Here is a 17,630-nt window from a genome sequence, read left to right as displayed (position 1 = left end):
GCTCTTTTCACGCGGTTGCTGCTCCCACCACCCCGAACCCGCTGTTGCGGGCCCGAACCGAGACCTCATCGCGCGATGATCACGCCTGCTGCCAGCCTTACCGAACAGCTCGCCCAGCGCCTGCAACGGCCGGTGGATGCCGCCGCCCGTGCGCGTGCCGCCTTGCTGCTGGTCGACTGGCTGGGCTGCGCCCTGGCTGCCTTGCGTTACCCGATTGCCGCCCAGCTGCGCGCAGTGGTGCAGGCACAGGCCAGTGGCAATGTGGTCGCCCTGGGCGCGGGCCGGCGTAGTGCAGGCGATGCCTTGCTGCTCAATGCCGCGCTGGGCAACGTGTTGGAGATGGATGATGTGCACCGCGTTGCCATCCTGCATCCCGGCCCGGTCGTCATCCCGGTGGCGCTGGCTGCGGTGCAGGCCGAAGGCGCGGATGCGACGGCGCTGCTGGATGCCATCGTGCGCGGCTATGAAGCCACCATCCGCGTTGGCCGTGCGCTGGGCAAGGCGCATTACCGCTATTGGCATCCCACCTCGACCGCAGGCGCCTTTGGCGCAGCAGCTGCTGCGGCATCGGTACTGAATCTGCCAGCCGAATCGCTGGCAGATGCGCTGGGCAACGCCGGCAGCCGTACTGGCGGGCTGTGGCAGATGCGCCACGAACCGGTGCCGACCAAGTCATTGCACAACGCCGAAGCCGCACGCAGTGGCTGGCTGGCGGCGCAGTTGGCGCTGGCTGGCATGCGTGGGCCGCGCAGGATACTGGAAGGTGAGCAGGGACTGTTTGCCGCCACCGCGCCGGATGCCGTGCCGGAACTGGTGGTTGCCGACGAAGACGATTGGCTGATCCACAGCGCCAGCCTGAAGCCGTGGCCGGCCTGCCGGCATGCACATCCGGCAATCGATGCGATGCTGGAAGCGGTGGCGCAGCTGGATGCCGCTGATATCGCGCAGATCGAGCACATCGAAGTGCGTACCTATACCGAAGCCCTGCGCTTCTGCGACCGCGCCCAGCCGCAGACCGAGCTGGAGGCCAAGTTCAGCCTGCAGCATGCGCTGGCCTCGATCCTGGTCAACGGCCGTCCGCAACTTGAGCATTACACCGCCGAAGCCTGCAGCGATGCTGAGTTGGCGCCATGGCGGCAGCGGATCGAGTTGATCGAGGATGCGGCCTGCAGCCAGCGTTTTCCGGCGCACTACGGTGCCAGCGTGACGTTGATGCTCAGCGATGGCCGCAGTGTGCAGGCTGAGTGCCTCGATGCCTGGGGCGACCCGGAATGCCCGATGTCGGCCGACGACGTGCTGGCCAAGGCGCTGGCCTTGGCGAAGTGGGGTGGCGTATCGGCAGGCTTGGCGCAACCCCTCTTTGGGCAGGTGCAGGCGCTGGCCAATGGCGGCAGTCTGGACGCCTTGAACGCCATGTTGGCGCGGGTGGCCTGATGCGATTGACCGAAGCTCTGTTGCAGCATTCCTGCACGCTGCGTTTTGAAGACCTGTCGCCGCAAGCGGTGGCGGCAACCCGGGTCTTCGTGATGGATTCGATGGCAGTGGGCATCTCGGGCTCGGGCCCGCAGGTTCCCCTGACCCAGACGGTGCGCCGTAGTGCTGCCAGCTATGGTGCTGGCAATGCCGCGCGCGTATGGGTGACTGGTGAAGCGATGCCTGCGGCCAGCGCCGCGATGATCAATGGTTACCAGATCCATAGCCAAGAATTTGATTGCGTACATATGCCGGCGGTGGTGCATCCGCTGGCGGTGATTCAATCGGCCTTGATTGCTGCCGCCGAGCAACGTGCAAACGTTGACGGTGTGCCGGTCGATGGCAAATCGTTGATAACCGCGCTCAATGTTGCCGTCGATGTAGCGACGCTGATCGGCATCAGTGGCCGCGCACCGATGCGCTTCTTCCGCCCTTCGATGTGTGGCGCGCTGGGCGCAGCTGCAGGCATCGTGCATCTGCATGGGGCAGACGAAGAACTGCTGCGGCGCGCGCTGGGCCTGACCTATAGCCACCTATCCGGCACCATGCAGGCGCATGTGGAAGGCTCGCCTACCTTGGCCTTGCAGGTTGCATTGAACTCCCGTGCTGCACTCAGTTGCTGGGAGCTCGCGCGCAATGGCTTCCCCGCACCGCGCGAGATGCTGGAAGGTCCGTTTGGTTACCTGCCGCTGATCGAGGGCGAGTTCGATACCGCTCCATCGCTGCAGAAGCTGACTGAGCGCGAAGCGCAGATCCTCACCGTAAGCCACAAGGTGTTCCCGACCGGCGGCGCCGCGCATGCCGCGCAGGACATGCTGATGGAGCTGCGCCAGCAGCACGGCCTGAACCTGGACAGCGTTGCCAGCATCGAGCTGCAGGCACCACCGCTGGTGCGTCGCTTGGTTGGCCGCAGCCATCAGCCAGCGATGGAAACCAGCTACGCCCGGCTTTGCCTACCGTTCCTGCTCGGCACCGTGCTGCTGGATGGCAAGGTCGGCCTGTCGGCGTATGCGCCGGAGAAACTGGCAGATCCGCGTCTGGCCGCGTTCGCCGCGCAGGTCAGCCTGGTACCGAATGATTGCGACGACCCCAATGCGCTGGTGCCGCAATCGATGACGGTCACCCTGCGCGACGGTCGCGTCCTGCACAACCACCGCGATGCCGCGATCGGTTCACCGCAACGGCCGCTGTCGCGTGCCCAGCAACTGGAAAAGTTCCACCACTGCCTTGACCACGCCGCGCGTCCCTTCGATGCCGGCCACCGTGCTGCCCTGATCTCCCACTGCGACCATCTGCAGGACATCGACGATGTCAGGCAGCTGGTCGACCTGCTGATTGTCGAGACCCCATGACCTACGCCACTTATTTCGAATCCTTCGATGTCAAGGAGCTGCTCAAGCAGTTCCCGCTGGATCAGGCCTTCACCGACAAGTTCAAGAACATCAGCCGCGAGGAACTGCGCGCCGAGCAGAACGCGATGTTCCTGCGCTGCGTCGCACGCGCCTGGCAGATCCCGTTCTACCAGCGCCTGTGGGGCAATGCCGGAATCACCCCGGGCGACATCCAGAGCCTGGACGACATCACCAAGCTGCCAGTGTTCGGCAAGCACGAGATCATGGCCTCGGTCGAAGCCAACCCGCCGCTGGGTGATTTCCACGGCTGGCAGGACGGCACCGAGGCAGGCAACAAGCCGCTGGTATTCCACACCACCTCCGGCACCACCGGTCGCCCGCAGCCGCTGGTGTTCTCGCCGCATTCTCGCGAAGTGCAGAGCCTGCTGCTGGCCCGCCTGTACCGCTGGCAGGGCATGCAGCCCGGCGACGTGGTGCACTCGGTGTACGGCCACGGCATGATCAATGGCGGCCACTATGTGCGTGAGGCGGTGACGCACTACACGCAGGCGCTGTTCTGCTCGGCCGGTACCGGCATCGAGATGCGCTCGGCGCAGCAGGTGCAGCTGATGAAGAGCATGGGTACCAACGTCATTGTTGGTTTCGCCGATTACATCAAGAAGCTGGCCGACGTAGCCCGCGAGAATGGCCTGGTGCCGGGCAAGGACATCCCGGTGCGGATGATCTGTGGTCATCTCGGCCGCGAATCGCGCGAGTCGTTGTCGGCAGCCTGGGGCGGCGTCGAACTGTACGACTGGTATGGCGTTGGCGATACCGGCGCGATTGCCGGCCAGGGTCCGGACCAGGATGGTCTGTACCTGATGGAAGACGCGCAGTACGTCGAAATCCTCGACGTGGACAGCGGTGAACTGGTGGCCGATGGTGGCACCGGTGACATGGTGGTCACCTGCCTGTACAAGGACGATATCTACCCGATCATCCGCTTCAACACCCACGACGTGACCCGCGTGCTGACCACGCCGTCGCCGTTGGGCATGAACCTGCGCCGCATCGAGGGCTTCCTCGGCCGCAGCGACAACATGGTCAAGATCCGCGGCATCAATGTGTTCCCGCAGGCGATGGCGCCGGTGCTGGAAGAACATGCATCGTTCGCCGGCGAGTTCATCTGTGTTGCCAGCCGCGACGAAGGCGGCCGCGATGATCTGGCCGTGCACGTTGAAACCCGTGGCGCGTTGGATGACGCACAGCTGGCAGCGGAGTTCGCCGCGTTGCTGCGCCAGCGCCTCGGTGTTGAAATGAGCATCGTGCTGGCCGCCCCGGGCGAGCTGGCGGCGTTGACCGGCATCGAGGTGCGGCAGAAGCCGGTGCGTCTGATCGACAAACGTTTCGCTTGAGGAAGACCGCGTGAGCAAGGCCGATGCGCAGTTGTTGAGCTTGGATCTGACAGCGCAGGCGGCCTTGCTGGCCGCTGCTGAAGTCAGCTGTACCGAACTGATCGAGCAGCAGCTGGCAGCCATCACTGCCAGCCAGGCGCAGATCAACAGCTATATCCATGTCGATGCGGAAGGCGCGTTGGCGGCGGCCGCGCAGTCCCAGCAGCGTCGCCAACGCGGCCTGGCGCGGCCCCTGGAAGGCCTGCCGATCGCGGTCAAGGACAATATCGACGTGGCCGGCATGGTCACCACCGCCGGCATGGAAACCCGCCGTCACAACGCGCCGGCCAGCGCCGACAATCCGGCCGTGGCCGCGTTGCGTGCGGCCGGTGCGGTGATCGTCGGCAAGCTCAACATGCACGAAGCGGCGATGGGCGCCGACAACGACAACCCGTTCTACGGCGCCTGCCACAACCCGCACCGGCACGGTTATACGCCGGGCGGTTCCAGCGGCGGCAGCGGCGCTGCAGTGGCGGCTGGTTTGTGCGCGGCGGCGTTGGGCACCGACACCATGGGCTCGGTGCGCATCCCGGCCAGCTATTGCGGCGTGGTTGGGCTCAAGCCGAGCTGGGGGGCGATCAGTACGCGCGGTACGGTGGCCTTGTGCCGGCGGTTGGACCATATCGGCCCGCTGACGCGTTCGGCGCGCGATCTGCGCCTGTTGCTGCAGCTGATGACTGGCTTCGATCCGGACTGCGCGCAATCGCGTTTCGTTCAATACCTGCCCGCTGACAGGGCGGCGCTACGCATCGGCGTGGTCGATCTGTTTGATGCCGCCGAGGTTGCGCCCGATGTGCAGGCAGCATTCGAGGATGGCCTGCGCGTGCTGGTTGGTTTGGGTCATCAGTTGAAGCCTTTGCCGGCACCGGCCTTCCCATCTGCCCGCGCACGCCGCGCTGGCTTGTTGATGAGTGAGGCCGAGCTGCTGGTCGAGCATGCCGATGCTTGGGCGGGCGATCGCAGCAGGTTCTCGCCGCTGCTGGTCAAGCTGATGTCATGGGCCGAAAACCGCAGTGCCGCCGAACTCGCCGCCGCTTCGCAGTTGGCCGATCGTGGCCAGGTGCAGCTGCAGCAGTGGTTGGCGCAATGCGACGTGCTGGTGATGCCGACGGCGCCGCAACGGGCATTCGCCTTTGGCAACCCGGCACCGGCCAGCCAGGCCGATCTCACTGCTTACGCCAACCTGGCCGGCAACCCGGCTTTGTCCGTGCCCTTGCCGGTAGCAGCGGGCGAGTTGCCCGCAGGCATGCAGCTGATCGGCACCATCGGTGATGAGCTGACCCTGATTGCGCTGGCCGAAGCCTTCCAGCAAGCCATCGCTTGGCAGCCCGCGCTGCCCGAAGCCTGCAAGACATGGTGGCCGGAATGAACCTGCTCGACGGTGTTCGCGTTCTCGACCTGTCGCGCATCCTTGCCGGCCCTTGGGCCACGCAGGTGCTGGCTGACTTCGGCGCCGACGTGATCAAGGTCGAGCGACCGGGCGTGGGCGACGACACCCGCAGCTGGGGGCCACCGTATCTGCAGGACGCCGATGGCAATGACAGCAGCGAGTCGGCGTACTACCTGTGTGCCAACCGCGGCAAGCGCTCGGTCGCGATTGATTTCACCACCGGGGAAGGGCAAGCGCTGCTGCGCGAGCTGGTCGTGCATTGCGATGTGCTGGTGGAGAACTACAAGGTGGGCGGCCTGAAGAAGTACGGGCTGGATTTCGTCAGCCTGCAGGCCATCAACCCGAAGCTGGTGTATTGCTCGATCACCGGCTATGGGCAGGACGGCCCCTACGCGCAGCGCGCCGGCTACGACGCCGCGATCCAGGCTATCGGTGGTTTGATGAGCGTCACCGGCGAACCGGATGGCGCGCCCGGCGCCGGCCCGCAGAAAGTGGGCGTTGCTGCGACCGATCTGATGACTGGCATGTATGCGGCCACCGCGATTCTGGCTGCGTTGCGTCATGCCGAACGCAGCGGCGTTGGTCAGCAGATCGATCTGGCCTTGTTGGATACCCAGGTCGCATGGCTGGCCAATCAGGCCTCCAATTATCTGATCGGCGGCGTGGTGCCAACCCGGCAGGGCACGGCGCACCCGAACATCGTGCCGTACCAGGTGATGCCAGCAGCTGATGGCTATTTCATGCTGGCGGTGGGCAATGACGGCCAGTTCGCTCGTTTGTGCGAAGTAATCGGCGAGCCGGAGCTGGCGCGTGATCCGCGCTATGTAACCAACAACGCACGGGTTGCGAACCGCGAGCTGCTGGTGCCGCATCTGCAGCAGGTGCTGAGCATGCGGCCGGCGGCCGAATGGTTGGCCGTGTTGGAGAAAGCGGTGGTGCCGGCCAATCCGGTCAACCGGATTGATCAGATATTTGCTGATCCGCAGGTGCAGGCGCGTGGCTTGCGGATTGAACTGCCGCATGCCGGTGGCGGCAGTGTGGCGATGGTGCGTAATCCGTTGGTGTTCTCGGCGACGCCGTTGCGTTATGAGCAGGCTGCGCCGGTGTTGGGGCAGCACACCGCTGAGGTGTTGGGGGAGGTGCTTGCCCTCGATGGTGAGCGGCTACGGGTGTTGCGCGAGTTGGGTGTGGTTGGGTGAGGCTTGTTCGCGGTCGGAGCCAGTAGTGCCGAGCCATGCTCGGCAGGGGCATTACCGGTGCGCCATCAAAGCTGTGGGAGCGGCGTGAGCCGGGAAGCTGGCAGCGCCGAAATCATCGGCATGCCTGCAATCGGATAGATCCATGGCTTCGCGGCTGACGCCGCTCCCACAAAAAAAATACAAAACCCAGCTGGCGCAGTTCACGCGCCGCCGGGAAAGCCCTGCTGCCGCCAAGCTTCATACACCACCACGGCGACCGAGTTGGACAGGTTCAGGCTGCGGTTGTTGGGCTGCATCGGCAGGCGCAGACGGTGGCCGTCAGGCAAAGAATCAAGCAGATCCTGCGGCAGTCCGCGGGTTTCCGGGCCGAACAGGAAGGCATCGCCATCGGCGAACTGCACGCTGTCATAGCGAACGCTGGAACGGGTACTCAATGCAAACAAACGCTTCGGGGCGATACGCGCCAAGGCGGTTTCCAGGTCCGGATGGACCTGCATCTGTGCGTACTCGTGATAGTCCAGGCCGGCGCGCTTTAGCTGCTTGTCACTGAGGTCGAAACCCAAAGGCTCGATCAGGTGCAGCCGCGCGCCGGTGTTGGCGCAGAGCCGGATCACATTGCCGGTGTTCGGCGGGATCTCGGGCTGGTAAAGCACTACATCGAAAACAGGGGCAGAAGTCATCGGCGCAGTTTACGCCGGGTGTCGCGTCATGGCTGGCTTAGTTGGAAACCATGCCCTGCGCGACGACCTTGCCGATGGCCTCAGCAGCAGCTTCTGCAGCCATGGACTGCACCAGCTCCACGTCCGGGCGGACGGTGATGGCCGGCAGCGACACCATCCATTGGCCGGCGCGGGTGCCGATGGCGACCGGGCTGGCGGAGGCCAGCTGGCTGGCGGTCTGTTCGGCCATCAGCTCGACGATCTGGCCGACGGTCGGGCGGACCTGCACGGCTGCCAGGGTCGGGATGTTGCTGCTGGCTTCGTGCTGGGCCTGCACCAGCTGATCAGCTGACGGACGAACCTGCACGGTTTCCAAGGTGACGATATCCGAGGCCTGGACCGAAGAAACAAAGCCGGTGCTGGCGACGAGGGCGATGGCAAGGGCGAGGGACTTGGCGTTCATGGCGGGACCTGTTTGGTGTGTGTGGGCAGTGGTGTGGTAGTAAGGTAGTACAGTGAATTTCGTAGTGCAAGAACTTTCTTTACTTTTTTTGATTTGTTCAGCAATCAGTCATTTATTGTCTGAGGCGATCTTGCTGCGAGTAATAGGGAGCAGGATGCGTGCCAATCGCATCTAATTGATAAATAAAGGGTTGTTGTTCATTGAAAGTGTCCGCTGTCCGGACACCCGCCGTGCCCGCAGTGACCGGACGGACACGGAGGCACCTGCTTCGGTACCCATGACGCATGGCGTATGCCGTTGTGACGGCGCCCGGTTACGATCAGCGTTCACCTTCATACCCAAGGGAAATGGAATGAACGCAGCTATGCCCCGTACCGCCTTGTTGACCCTGGCCCTGAGCGCCGCCCTCGGCGGATTTGTTGGCATGCCGCTGGTCGCGGAGGCCAAGCCGGCCGCCGCCGCTGCGTCGGTGGACATTCCTTATGAAGAGTTCACTCTGCCCAACGGCCTGCGCGTGGTGGTGCACACCGACCGCAAGGCGCCGATCGTGGCGGTGAACATCTGGTACCACGTCGGTGCCAAGGACGAACCGGCTGGCCGTACCGGCTTCGCGCATCTGTTTGAACACTTGATGTTCCAGCGCAGCGAAAACCACGACGGTGAATTCTTCGAACCCTTCAAGCAGGTCGGTGCCACCGACCAGAACGGCACCACCAATACCGACCGCACCAACTATTTCCAGAACGTGCCGACCACGGCGCTGGATATGGCGCTGTGGATGGAGTCGGACCGCATGGGGCATCTGGTCGGCGCCATCGATCAGGCCGCCTTGGATGAGCAGCGCGGTGTGGTGCAGAACGAAAAGCGCCAGGGCGAGAACCAGCCCTACGGTCAGGTGTGGGACAAGCTGACCCGCGCCATGTACCCGGCAGGTCACCCGTACCACCACGGCGTGATCGGCTCGATGAACGATCTCAACGCCGCCTCGCTGGACGACGTCAAAACCTGGTTCCATACCTGGTACGGCCCGAACAATGCGGTGCTGGTGCTGGCCGGCGATATCGACGTGGCCACCGCCAGGGAAAAGGCCGCCAAGTACTTCGGCGACATCCCAGCCGGCCCGACCATGGCGCAGCCGGCGGTCAACGTCGCCCAGCGCGCTGCCACCACCCGCGAAGTGATGACCGACAAGGTGCCGCAGGCGCGTATCTACCGGGCCTGGAACGTGGCCCAGGTTGGCACCACCGATATCGATCAGCTCGACCTGTTCTCCTACGTGTTGGGCGGTGCCAAGTCCTCGCGTCTGGACCAGCGCCTGCTGCACAAAGACAAGCTGGTGGACAACATCCGCGCGATGACCGATGCCTCGCAGCTCGGTTCCAACTTCCTGATCATGGCGACGGTCAAGCAGGGCGTGGACCCGGCCAAGGTTGAGAAGGCCATCGATGAGGAGCTGAAGCGTCTGATCGCCGAAGGCCCGACCGCCGATGAACTGGAACGCGCCAAGGTGCAGTCGCGTGCCGGTTTCGTGCGTGGCATCGAGCGTATTGGCGGTTTCGGCGGCAAGGCTGACGCACTCGCACAGTGCGCCGTATACGAAGGCAACCCGGGTTGCTTCCGCACCTCGCTGGCCAATGTGGAAGCTGCTTCCGCCGCAGACGTAAAGGCGGCCGGCGCCAAGTGGCTGGGTGTGGGCGACCACACCCTGGTGGTCGAGCCGGGCGAGCGCGTTGCCTTGGCTGAGCTGCCGTCGGTCAAGCCGGCGCCGTTCAACGTGCCGGCCGTGGACAGCAAGTACACCACGCTGCCGAGCCAGGTCGACCGCAGCGCCGGCGTGCCCAAGACCACCAGCTTCCCGGAACTGAAGTTCCCGCAGCTGCAGCGCGCCACGTTGAAGAACGGCACCAAAGTCGTGCTGGCCGAGCGCCATGATGTTCCGGTGGTGCAGTTCAGCTATGAGTTCCCGGGTGGCTTCACCGCCGACCGTGGCCGCAAGCCGGGCACCGCCAACTTCACCATGGGCATGCTGGACGAAGGCGCAGGCCAGCTCGGTTCGCTGGCGTTCGCTGACGCGGTGGAAAGCCTGGGTGCCAGCGTCAACGCCGGCGCTTCGCTGGATGGTTCCAGCGTGTACCTGTCGGCACTGAAGGAGAACCTCGCACCGTCGCTGGCGCTGTACGCCGACGTGGTGCGCGCACCGCGTTTCGAGCAGAACGAGATCGACCGCATCAAGGCCACCTGGATTGCTGGCATCCAGCAGGAAAAGGTGCAGCCCAATGCGGTGGCGATGCGTGTGCTGCCGCCGTTGCTGTACGGCGCTGGGCACCCGTATGCGATTCCGTTCACCGGCAGCGGCAATGAAGCCGCAATCCAGTCGCTGACCCGCGAGGACCTGACCTCCTTCCACAAGCAGTGGATTCGTCCGGAGGGCGCCACCCTGATCGTGGTCGGCGACACCACCTTGAAGGACCTCGTGCCGCTGCTGGAACGCAGCTTCGGTGACTGGAAGGGCGAGGGTGCACGGCCGAAGGTGGAGGCCCCGAACAATGTGGACCGTCCGCAGACCGCACGCGTGTTCCTGATCGACCAGCCGGGCGCGGTGCAGGCCAACCTGTTCGCTGGTGAAGTAACGCCGTCGACGATGGACCCGGGCACCACCCGCTTCGATATCGCCAATGGCGTGCTCGGTGGCGACTTCACCTCACGCCTGAACATGAACCTGCGTGAGGACAAGCATTGGTCCTACGGCGCACGTTCGTCGGCATCGAACGCACTGGGCCAGCGTCCGTGGATGGCGGTAGCACCGGTGCAGATCGACAAGACCGGTGAGGCGATGAAGGAAATGAACGCCGAGATCACCCAGTTCGCCAGCGGCCAGCGTCCGCCGACCGATGCCGAAGTCAGTCGCATCCGCAACATCCAGACGCTGAGCCTGCCCGGTGCCTATGAAACCGCATCGGCGGTGATGAGCACCATCGGCGGCATCGTGCGTTACGGCCGCCCGGACGACTACGTGTTCAAGCGCAAGGCCGAGATCGAAGCGATGACCCCGGCGCAGGTAGCCGAAGCCGCCAAGACCCTGGATCCGTCCAAGCTGACCTGGGTGGTAGTGGGCGACCTGAAGCAGACCGAAGCCCCGGTGCGCGCACTGAAGCTGGGCGAAGTGACCGTGATCGACGCCGACGGCAAGCCGGTGGAGAAGAAGTAAGCGGTAGGGCGTAGCCATCCTGCGCTGAAGCCTTACCGGGAAGACCTCTGCCGAGCATGGCTCGGCACTACGTCTTCGCCCCCTCCCTTTCGCGCAGCGAAGGGGAGGGCCGGGGAGGGGTAGTTTTTCGCTTTATAGCCCCTCTCCCGTCTACGGGAGAGGGGTTGAGGCGAGGGCAGCTTTTAGCTTTGGCCGGTAAAGCCCCTGCCGAGCATGGCTCGGCACTACGCTTCTGCCCCCTCCCTTTCGCGCAGCGAAGGGGTGGGCCGGGGAGGGGGAGTTTTTCGCTTTATAGCCCCTCTCCCGTTCACGGGAGAGGGGTTGGGGTGAGGGCAGCTTCTCGCTTGTAAAGCGCCTTGCCGAGCATGGCTCGGCACTACATCGCCGCGCGCTCAACCACAGGGATCACCACCTGTTCATCTATTCCCGGCACAATCCCTGCTGATCTTCACAAGGAATAGTCCATGCGCGTTCTGCTTCTGTCCGCCCTGATCGCCAGCACCGCCGCCTGCACCTGGGTGCCGATTGAATCCAGCGGCAAGACCGTGCGCGTACTGCCCGCCGGTCCGGTTGCGCCGGGCTGCGTAGCCAAGGGTGAGATCGTGGTGTCGGTAAAGAGCAAGGTTGGCTTCTACAACCGCAACCCGCTGCGCGTGCAGGAAGAACTGGAAACCCTGGCCCGCAACGAGGCCCCCAGTGCCGGCGCCAATGCCGTACAGGCCAGTGGCCTGCCGGCCGATGGTAGCCAGCGCTTTGCCGCCTTCCAGTGCCCGCCGCGCTGAGTTTCAGGACGTCTTTACGGTCCCGGCGGCTCCATACGCCGGGCCGCCGATTTGTAAAGATGCGGTAAAAAGGCGCAGGCGCTAGAATGGCGACCCCTTCGCCTGAGTCTTGGCGCTTTCTGATGCCTTTTAAAAACGTCTCGATCGCGGGACTGGCGCATATTGATGCGCCGCATACGCTGACCTCAAAGGAAATCAACGAGCGGCTCCAGCCCACGCTGGAACGCCTGGGCATTCGTGCCGACGTGCTTGGCGATATCGCCGGCATCCATGCGCGCCGCCTTTGGGACCAGGGTACACAGGCCTCGGACGTTGCCACGCTGGCAGGCCGCAAGGCGCTGGAAGATGCCGGCATCACCGCCGACATGGTTGGTCTGCTGATCAACACTTCCGTCAGCCGTGATTACCTGGAGCCGTCCACCGCTTCGATCGTGTCCGGCAACCTGGGCATCGGCGAAGAGTGCGTCACCTTCGACATCGCCAACGCCTGCCTTGCCTTCATCAATGGCATGGACATGGCGGCGCTGATGCTGGAGCGCGGCGACATCGACTATGCGTTGATCGTCGACGGCGAAACCTCCAACCTGGTCTATGAAAAGACCCTGGAACGCATGATGTCCCCGGACATCACCGCCCAGCAGATGCGTGACGAAGTCGCCGCGCTGACCACCGGTTCCGGTGCGGCAGCAATGGTGATGGCGCGCTCGGAGCTGGTGCCGGACGCCCCGCGTTACCGCGGCGGCGTGACCCGTGCAGCCAACCAGTGGAACAAGCTGTGCGTGGGCAACCTGGACCGCATGGTCACTGATACCCGCATGCTGCTGATCGAAGGCATCAAGCTGGCCACCAAGACCTTTGAAGCCACGCGCGTCGCGCTCGGCTGGGCAGTGGAGGAGATCGACCAGTTCGTGATCCACCAGGTCAGCCAGCCGCATACCAATGCCTTTATCAAGGCCTTCGGCATCGACCCGAAGAAGGTGATGACCATCTTTGGTGAGCACGGCAACATCGGCCCGGCTTCGGTGCCGATCGTGCTGAGCAAGCTGCGTCAGCTGGGCAAGCTCAAGAAGGGCGACCGCGTCGCGCTGATGGGTATTGGCTCGGGCTTGAACTGCACGATGGCCGAGGTGGTCTGGTAACAAGGCCAGATCTGACGCTTTTCCCTTCTCCCATTGCGGGAGAAGGTGCCCGAAGGGCGGAAGAGGGGAGGCGTGCGCAGCACGCATGCGCCTGGAGTTCGAGCGGTAGTCCACGCTCCTCCACTCCGACCAACCCTCTCCCCAACCCCTCTCCCGGTGGGAGAGGGGCTTAGCAGCCGCAGGTGCGACCCGATGAACAAACTCCCCGGTTACCCCAGCAAGACCCACCGCTTCGAAGTGCGTCCAGGCTTGTCGATGAACTACATCGATGAAGGCCCGCGCGATGGTGAGGTGGTGGTGATGCTGCACGGCAATCCCTCGTGGAGCTATCTGTGGCGGCACCTGGTCAACGGCCTCAGCGACAAGTACCGCTGCATCGTGCCGGACCATATCGGCATGGGCCTGTCCGACAAGCCCGACGACAGTCGTTACGAGTACACCCTGCAGTCGCGCGTTGATGATCTGGACGCCCTGCTCAAGCACCTGGGCATCACCGGCCCGGTGACCTTGGCCGTGCATGACTGGGGCGGCATGATCGGCTTCGGCTGGGCGCTGTCGCACCACGACCAGGTCAAGCGTCTGGTGATCACCAATACCGCCTCGTTCCCGTTGCCGCCGGAAAAGCCGATGCCGTGGCAGATCGCCATGGGCCGGCACTGGAAGCTGGGCGAATGGTTCATCCGTACCTTCAATGCGTTCTCCGCCGGTGCCTCGTGGCTGGGCGTGAGCCGACGCATGCCGGCTGATGTGCGCCGCGCCTATGTGTCGCCGTACAACAACTGGGACAACCGCATTTCCACCATCCGCTTCATGCAGGACATCCCGCTGTCGCCGGCCGACAAAGCCTGGTCGTTGCTGGAGCGTGCGGCGCAAGCGCTGCCGTCGTTCGCGGATCGCCCGGTATACATCGCTTGGGGCCTGCGCGACATCTGCTTCGACCATCACTTCCTGACCGGCTTCCGCAAGGCCTTGCCGCAGGCCGAAGTGACCACGTTTGAAGACGCCAACCACTATGTGTTGGAAGACAAGCACGAAGTGATCGTGCCGGCAGTACGCGCGTTCCTGGAGCGCAACCCGCTGGGGTGAGTCGGGGTGCGTCGGCTCTTGTAGGAGCGGCGTAAGCCGCGAAGCAAGGGAGGCATCGGCTATGGCCAGCTCTCCATCGTGCAGACCCCTGTCGGGCGTTTCACGCAGAGCGCGCGCGATGATTGATTTCTCGCAGACTGGAGCATTGTCAGCTTCGCGGCTGACGCCGCTCCCACAAGCGCCGTGAGCGAGCGATGCGTGCTTCTGCCCCCTCCCTTGCGCCGAAGGCGGAGGGGAGGGTTGGGGAGGGGTAAGCATTTGTGGCCGTTCCCACTGCACAAGCTTCGCGGCTTACGCCGCTCCTACAGGCACGCGCTGGTGTGCGAAGCTCTGTGCTTCTTTGCACAGGGAGTGAAGCATGGATTTCGACAGCCTGGACCGTCAGCTGCGTGATAGCGCGCAGGATCTTGCCTTGAGCAACGAAGAACGCTCGGCGCTACGCGAGCTGGGCGCGGAGCTTACGCCCGACCGCCTGCGCTTCCTGCGCAATCGCGCCTTCGATATCGCCCGCGAGCAGGTCGCTGCCAATCCAGCCGAAGCCCTGCCGATGCTGAAGTGGGTCGAACAGGTGGTGCGCACCCTGGACGTCAACGCCGGCCCGGTCGAAACCCTGACCAGCACCTATTTCTCGCCGGGCGATGCCTGCATGCAACGGCTGCGCGCGCTGTGCGCCGGGGCCAAACAGACACTGGATATCTGTGTATTCACCATTTCCGATGACCGTTTGAGCGGGGTCATCCTGGACGCGCACAAGCGCGGCGTGGTGGTGCGCATCATCAGCGACAACGACAAGGTCTACGACGACGGCAACGACATCCGCCGTCTGAATGATGCGGATATTCCGGTGCGGGTGGACCACAGCGAATACCACATGCACCACAAGTTCGCGCTGTTCGACGGCAAGGTGCTGGCCAACGGCAGCTTCAACTGGACGCGTACCGCGACCGAGCACAACGATGAGAATCTGGTGGTCAGCAATGACCGCAATCTGGTGCGCAGCTTCGCGCAGCAGTTCGAAGTGTTGTGGGGGCGTTACAAGGCGCTTTGAGTCTGTGCAGCGGTGGTGTTGTCGAGGTCACTCCCATCCTTGCAGAAGTGACCAGACAACTTTCTCAAGCCGCAATTGGCGTATTCGGCGGCGAAGCCGGGCTGTTGCCGTTGTCGTCCGGATGGTCGTCATCATTGTCGGCACCATCGCGCCAACGCCAGTCGGCCAGGGTCAGTGCCGGCATGCCATGGGCGATGCGCGCGCGGTCGCACTGCGAGCTGGCCTTGCCGTATTCCCAGGACGCGTCCACCTCGCGGCACACGCTCGGCCTGTTCGGGTGGATGGTGCAGCGTGAGTACACGCCGATCTCCGAGTCCAGGGCCACGCAGCGTATCGGGTCCGAATAGGTGCCCTGCATGCACAGCCGGTGCGGGTCCAGGCGCTGGGTCAGCTGGTGGGGCACGCCGCCTTCGGTGACTTCGTCCGATTCCATCCAGTGGAAGGCAACGCGGTATTGGGTGCAGCAAGCGCCGCAGGTCAGGCAGGGATGGGGCATGGGATACCGGCCTTGGCGGCAGGAATAGGACAAAAGGAAGGTGGGAAATTTTCCACGGTGACGGCCTGCGCGCAAGATTTTTCTGCATTGGCGACAATAGGAAGATGAACGAAACCTGCAATATCGCCGCGCGCCTGCCCGAGCTGGCGCGTGAACGGCCCGACCAGATCGCCATCCGTTGCCCCGGCAAGCCCGCCGCCAATGGCATGGCCGCCTACGACGTGACCCTGGATTACCGCACGCTGGATGCCCGCAGCGACGCCATTGCCGCCGGTTTGGCGGCAAACGGCATCGGTCGCGGCGTGCGCGCGGTGGTGATGGTGCGGCCCGGTCCGGAATTCTTCCTGCTGATGTTCGCCCTGTTCAAGATCGGTGCGGTGCCGGTGCTGGTCGACCCCGGCATTGATAAGCGCGCGCTGAAGCAGTGCCTGGACGAAGCGCAGCCGCAGGCCTTCATCGGCATCCCCTTGGCGCAGTTTGCGCGGGTGCTGCTCGGCTGGGCCAAGGCGGCCAAGCTCAAGGTCACCGTCGGCCGGCGCTGGGCTTGGGGCGGCATCACCTTGGCAAAGATCGAGGCTGACGGCGCAGGCGCTGGTAGCCAACTGGCTGCGACGGCGCCCGATGACGTGGCCGCGATCCTGTTCACCAGCGGCTCCACCGGCGTGCCCAAGGGCGTGGTCTACCGCCACCGCCATTTCGTCGGTCAGGTGGAACTGCTGCGCAATGCCTTCGGCATGCAGCCCGGCGGCATCGATCTGCCGACCTTCCCGCCATTCGCCCTGTTCGACCCGGCGCTGGGCCTGACTTCGGTAATCCCGGACATGGACCCGACCCGGCCCGGTAGCGCCGATCCGCGCAAGCTGCACGACGCCATCGCCCGTTTCGGCGTGACCCAGTTGTTTGGTTCACCGGCGCTGATGCGAGTGTTGGCCGAGCATGGCCAACCGCTGCCAACGGTGACCCGCGCCACCTCGGCTGGCGCACCGGTACCGCCGGAGATCGTGTCCAAGATCCGTTCGCTGATGCCGGAAGACGGCCAGTTCTGGACGCCGTATGGCGCCACCGAATGTCTGCCGGTGGCGGTGATCGAAGGCCGTGAGCTGGTTGATACGCGCGAGGCGACCGAGGCTGGTGCGGGCACCTGTGTCGGCCGCGTGGTCGCGCCGAATGCCGTGCGCATCATTGCCATCACTGACGCGCCGATTGCTGACTGGAGTGGTGTGCGTGAGCTGCCTGCCGGTGAGGTGGGCGAGATCACCGTGGTCGGTCCGACCACCACCGACAGCTATTTCAATCGACCGCAGGCAACAGCCGCGGCCAAGATCCGCGAAGTGCTGGCCGATGGTGGCGAGCGTATCGTGCATCGCATGGGCGATGTGGGCTGGTTTGATGTCCAAGGGCGGCTGTGGTTCTGCGGGCGCAAGACGCATCGGGTCGAGACGGCGGCAGGGCCGCTGTATACCGAGCAGGTGGAGCCGGTGTTCAACACGGTAGCTGGTGTGCGGCGCACGGCTTTGGTGGGTGTTGGTGCGTTGGGTCAGCAGGTGCCGGTGCTGTGTTACGAGCTGCTGCCGGATCAGCATTTTCATCAGGTTGAAGAGCAGTTGCGGGCGCTGGCGTTGCAGCATCCTGAGCTAGGTGGGATCGAACAATTCCTGCGTCATCCGGGCTTCCCAGTGGATATCCGCCACAACGCCAAGATCGGGCGCGAGAAGCTGGCGGTGTGGGCGCAGGCGCAGTTGGGTTGAGCTTGAGAGCTTGAAGCAGGAGCACCCCTCCCAACCCTCCCCTTCGCTGCGCGAAAGGGAGGGCTAAAGCTTTGCCCCCTCCCTTTGCCGCAGGCAAGGGGAGGGCCGGGGAGGGGTGCTCTTGCCCCCTCCCTTGCGCCGAAGGCGGAGGGGA

At 64.4% G+C, this 17,630-nt stretch carries 14 protein-coding genes; 11 read left to right on the top strand and 3 right to left on the bottom strand.

All coding sequences use genetic code 11. From position 1 onward, the window contains the following. Window positions 1–75 precede the first annotated feature (75 nt). The 5 genes from ACVOMB_RS12130 to ACVOMB_RS12110 are packed head-to-tail and all read left to right on the top strand — an operon-like array spanning window position 76 to window position 6,847. Complete coding sequence (locus tag ACVOMB_RS12130; protein WP_481531412.1) at window positions 76–1,434, top strand: MmgE/PrpD family protein; 1,359 nt, start codon at window positions 76–78, stop codon at window positions 1,432–1,434. Then, window positions 1,434–2,825 carry an MmgE/PrpD family protein gene (locus ACVOMB_RS12125; protein WP_481531411.1) on the top strand — a complete coding sequence of 464 codons (1,392 nt, stop codon included), beginning with the start codon at window positions 1,434–1,436 and terminating at the stop codon, window positions 2,823–2,825. Before ACVOMB_RS12130 ends, ACVOMB_RS12125 begins: the two co-directional genes overlap by 1 nt. Next, window positions 2,822–4,219 (top strand): phenylacetate--CoA ligase family protein, encoded by a 1,398-nt coding sequence (locus ACVOMB_RS12120; RefSeq protein ID WP_481531410.1) that lies wholly within the window; start codon window positions 2,822–2,824, stop codon window positions 4,217–4,219. The genes ACVOMB_RS12125 and ACVOMB_RS12120 overlap by 4 nt, the downstream gene beginning before the upstream one ends. A gap of 10 nt (window positions 4,220–4,229) precedes the next feature. Next, window positions 4,230–5,627: an amidase gene (locus ACVOMB_RS12115; protein ID WP_481531409.1), complete on the top strand. Its 1,398-nt coding sequence runs from the start codon at window positions 4,230–4,232 to the stop codon at window positions 5,625–5,627. Next, the gene (locus tag ACVOMB_RS12110; protein ID WP_481531408.1) at window positions 5,624–6,847 is read left to right on the top strand and encodes a CaiB/BaiF CoA transferase family protein; all 1,224 of its coding nucleotides are present in this window, start codon (window positions 5,624–5,626) and stop codon (window positions 6,845–6,847) included. The genes ACVOMB_RS12115 and ACVOMB_RS12110 overlap by 4 nt, the downstream gene beginning before the upstream one ends. 200 nt (window positions 6,848–7,047) lie before the next feature. On the opposite strand, the gene trmL is transcribed toward ACVOMB_RS12110, so the two are convergent. After that, complete coding sequence (trmL, locus tag ACVOMB_RS12105; RefSeq protein ID WP_481512403.1) at window positions 7,048–7,527, bottom strand: tRNA (uridine(34)/cytosine(34)/5-carboxymethylaminomethyluridine(34)-2'-O)-methyltransferase TrmL; 480 nt, start codon at window positions 7,525–7,527, stop codon at window positions 7,048–7,050. Between the two features lie 37 nt (window positions 7,528–7,564). Further along, window positions 7,565–7,969 (bottom strand): hypothetical protein, encoded by a 405-nt coding sequence (locus ACVOMB_RS12100; RefSeq protein WP_481531407.1) that lies wholly within the window; start codon window positions 7,967–7,969, stop codon window positions 7,565–7,567. A gap of 352 nt (window positions 7,970–8,321) precedes the next feature. Between ACVOMB_RS12100 and ACVOMB_RS12095 the strand changes: the two genes are divergently transcribed. The 5 genes from ACVOMB_RS12095 to ACVOMB_RS12075 all read left to right on the top strand — a co-directional run bounded on the left by ACVOMB_RS12095 (window position 8,322) and on the right by ACVOMB_RS12075 (window position 15,232). After that, window positions 8,322–11,177 (top strand): M16 family metallopeptidase, encoded by a 2,856-nt coding sequence (locus ACVOMB_RS12095; protein WP_481531406.1) that lies wholly within the window; start codon window positions 8,322–8,324, stop codon window positions 11,175–11,177. Window positions 11,178–11,641: 464 nt separating this feature from the next. After that, a complete protein-coding gene (locus ACVOMB_RS12090) occupies window positions 11,642–11,959 on the top strand; it encodes a DUF4156 domain-containing protein (RefSeq protein WP_481509171.1) in 318 nt (105 codons plus the stop codon). Window positions 11,960–12,081: 122 nt separating this feature from the next. Continuing rightward, window positions 12,082–13,098, top strand: a complete 1,017-nt coding sequence (locus ACVOMB_RS12085; protein WP_481515866.1) for a 3-oxoacyl-ACP synthase III — start codon at window positions 12,082–12,084, stop codon at window positions 13,096–13,098. 192 nt (window positions 13,099–13,290) lie between these two features. Next, entirely contained in the window at window positions 13,291–14,184 is an 894-nt protein-coding gene (locus ACVOMB_RS12080; protein ID WP_481531405.1) for an alpha/beta fold hydrolase, read from the top strand. Between the two features lie 358 nt (window positions 14,185–14,542). After that, window positions 14,543–15,232, top strand: coding sequence for a phospholipase D-like domain-containing protein (locus ACVOMB_RS12075; protein ID WP_481531404.1), 690 nt, complete (start codon window positions 14,543–14,545; stop codon window positions 15,230–15,232). Between the two features lie 64 nt (window positions 15,233–15,296). Here ACVOMB_RS12075 and ACVOMB_RS12070 read toward each other — a convergent pair whose 3' ends face one another. Further along, the gene (locus tag ACVOMB_RS12070; protein WP_481515869.1) at window positions 15,297–15,728 is read right to left on the bottom strand and encodes a YkgJ family cysteine cluster protein; all 432 of its coding nucleotides are present in this window, start codon (window positions 15,726–15,728) and stop codon (window positions 15,297–15,299) included. Between the two features lie 104 nt (window positions 15,729–15,832). On the opposite strand from ACVOMB_RS12070, the gene oleC reads away from it, so the two are divergent. Beyond that, window positions 15,833–17,476, top strand: coding sequence for an olefin beta-lactone synthetase (oleC, locus tag ACVOMB_RS12065; RefSeq protein WP_481531403.1), 1,644 nt, complete (start codon window positions 15,833–15,835; stop codon window positions 17,474–17,476). Window positions 17,477–17,630: the final 154 nt, after the last annotated feature.

This window comes from Stenotrophomonas sp. STEN018, from assembly GCF_056760235.1.
The sequence above is the reverse complement of the archived record's forward strand: the minus strand, read 5'-3'. Positions and strand labels throughout refer to the sequence as shown.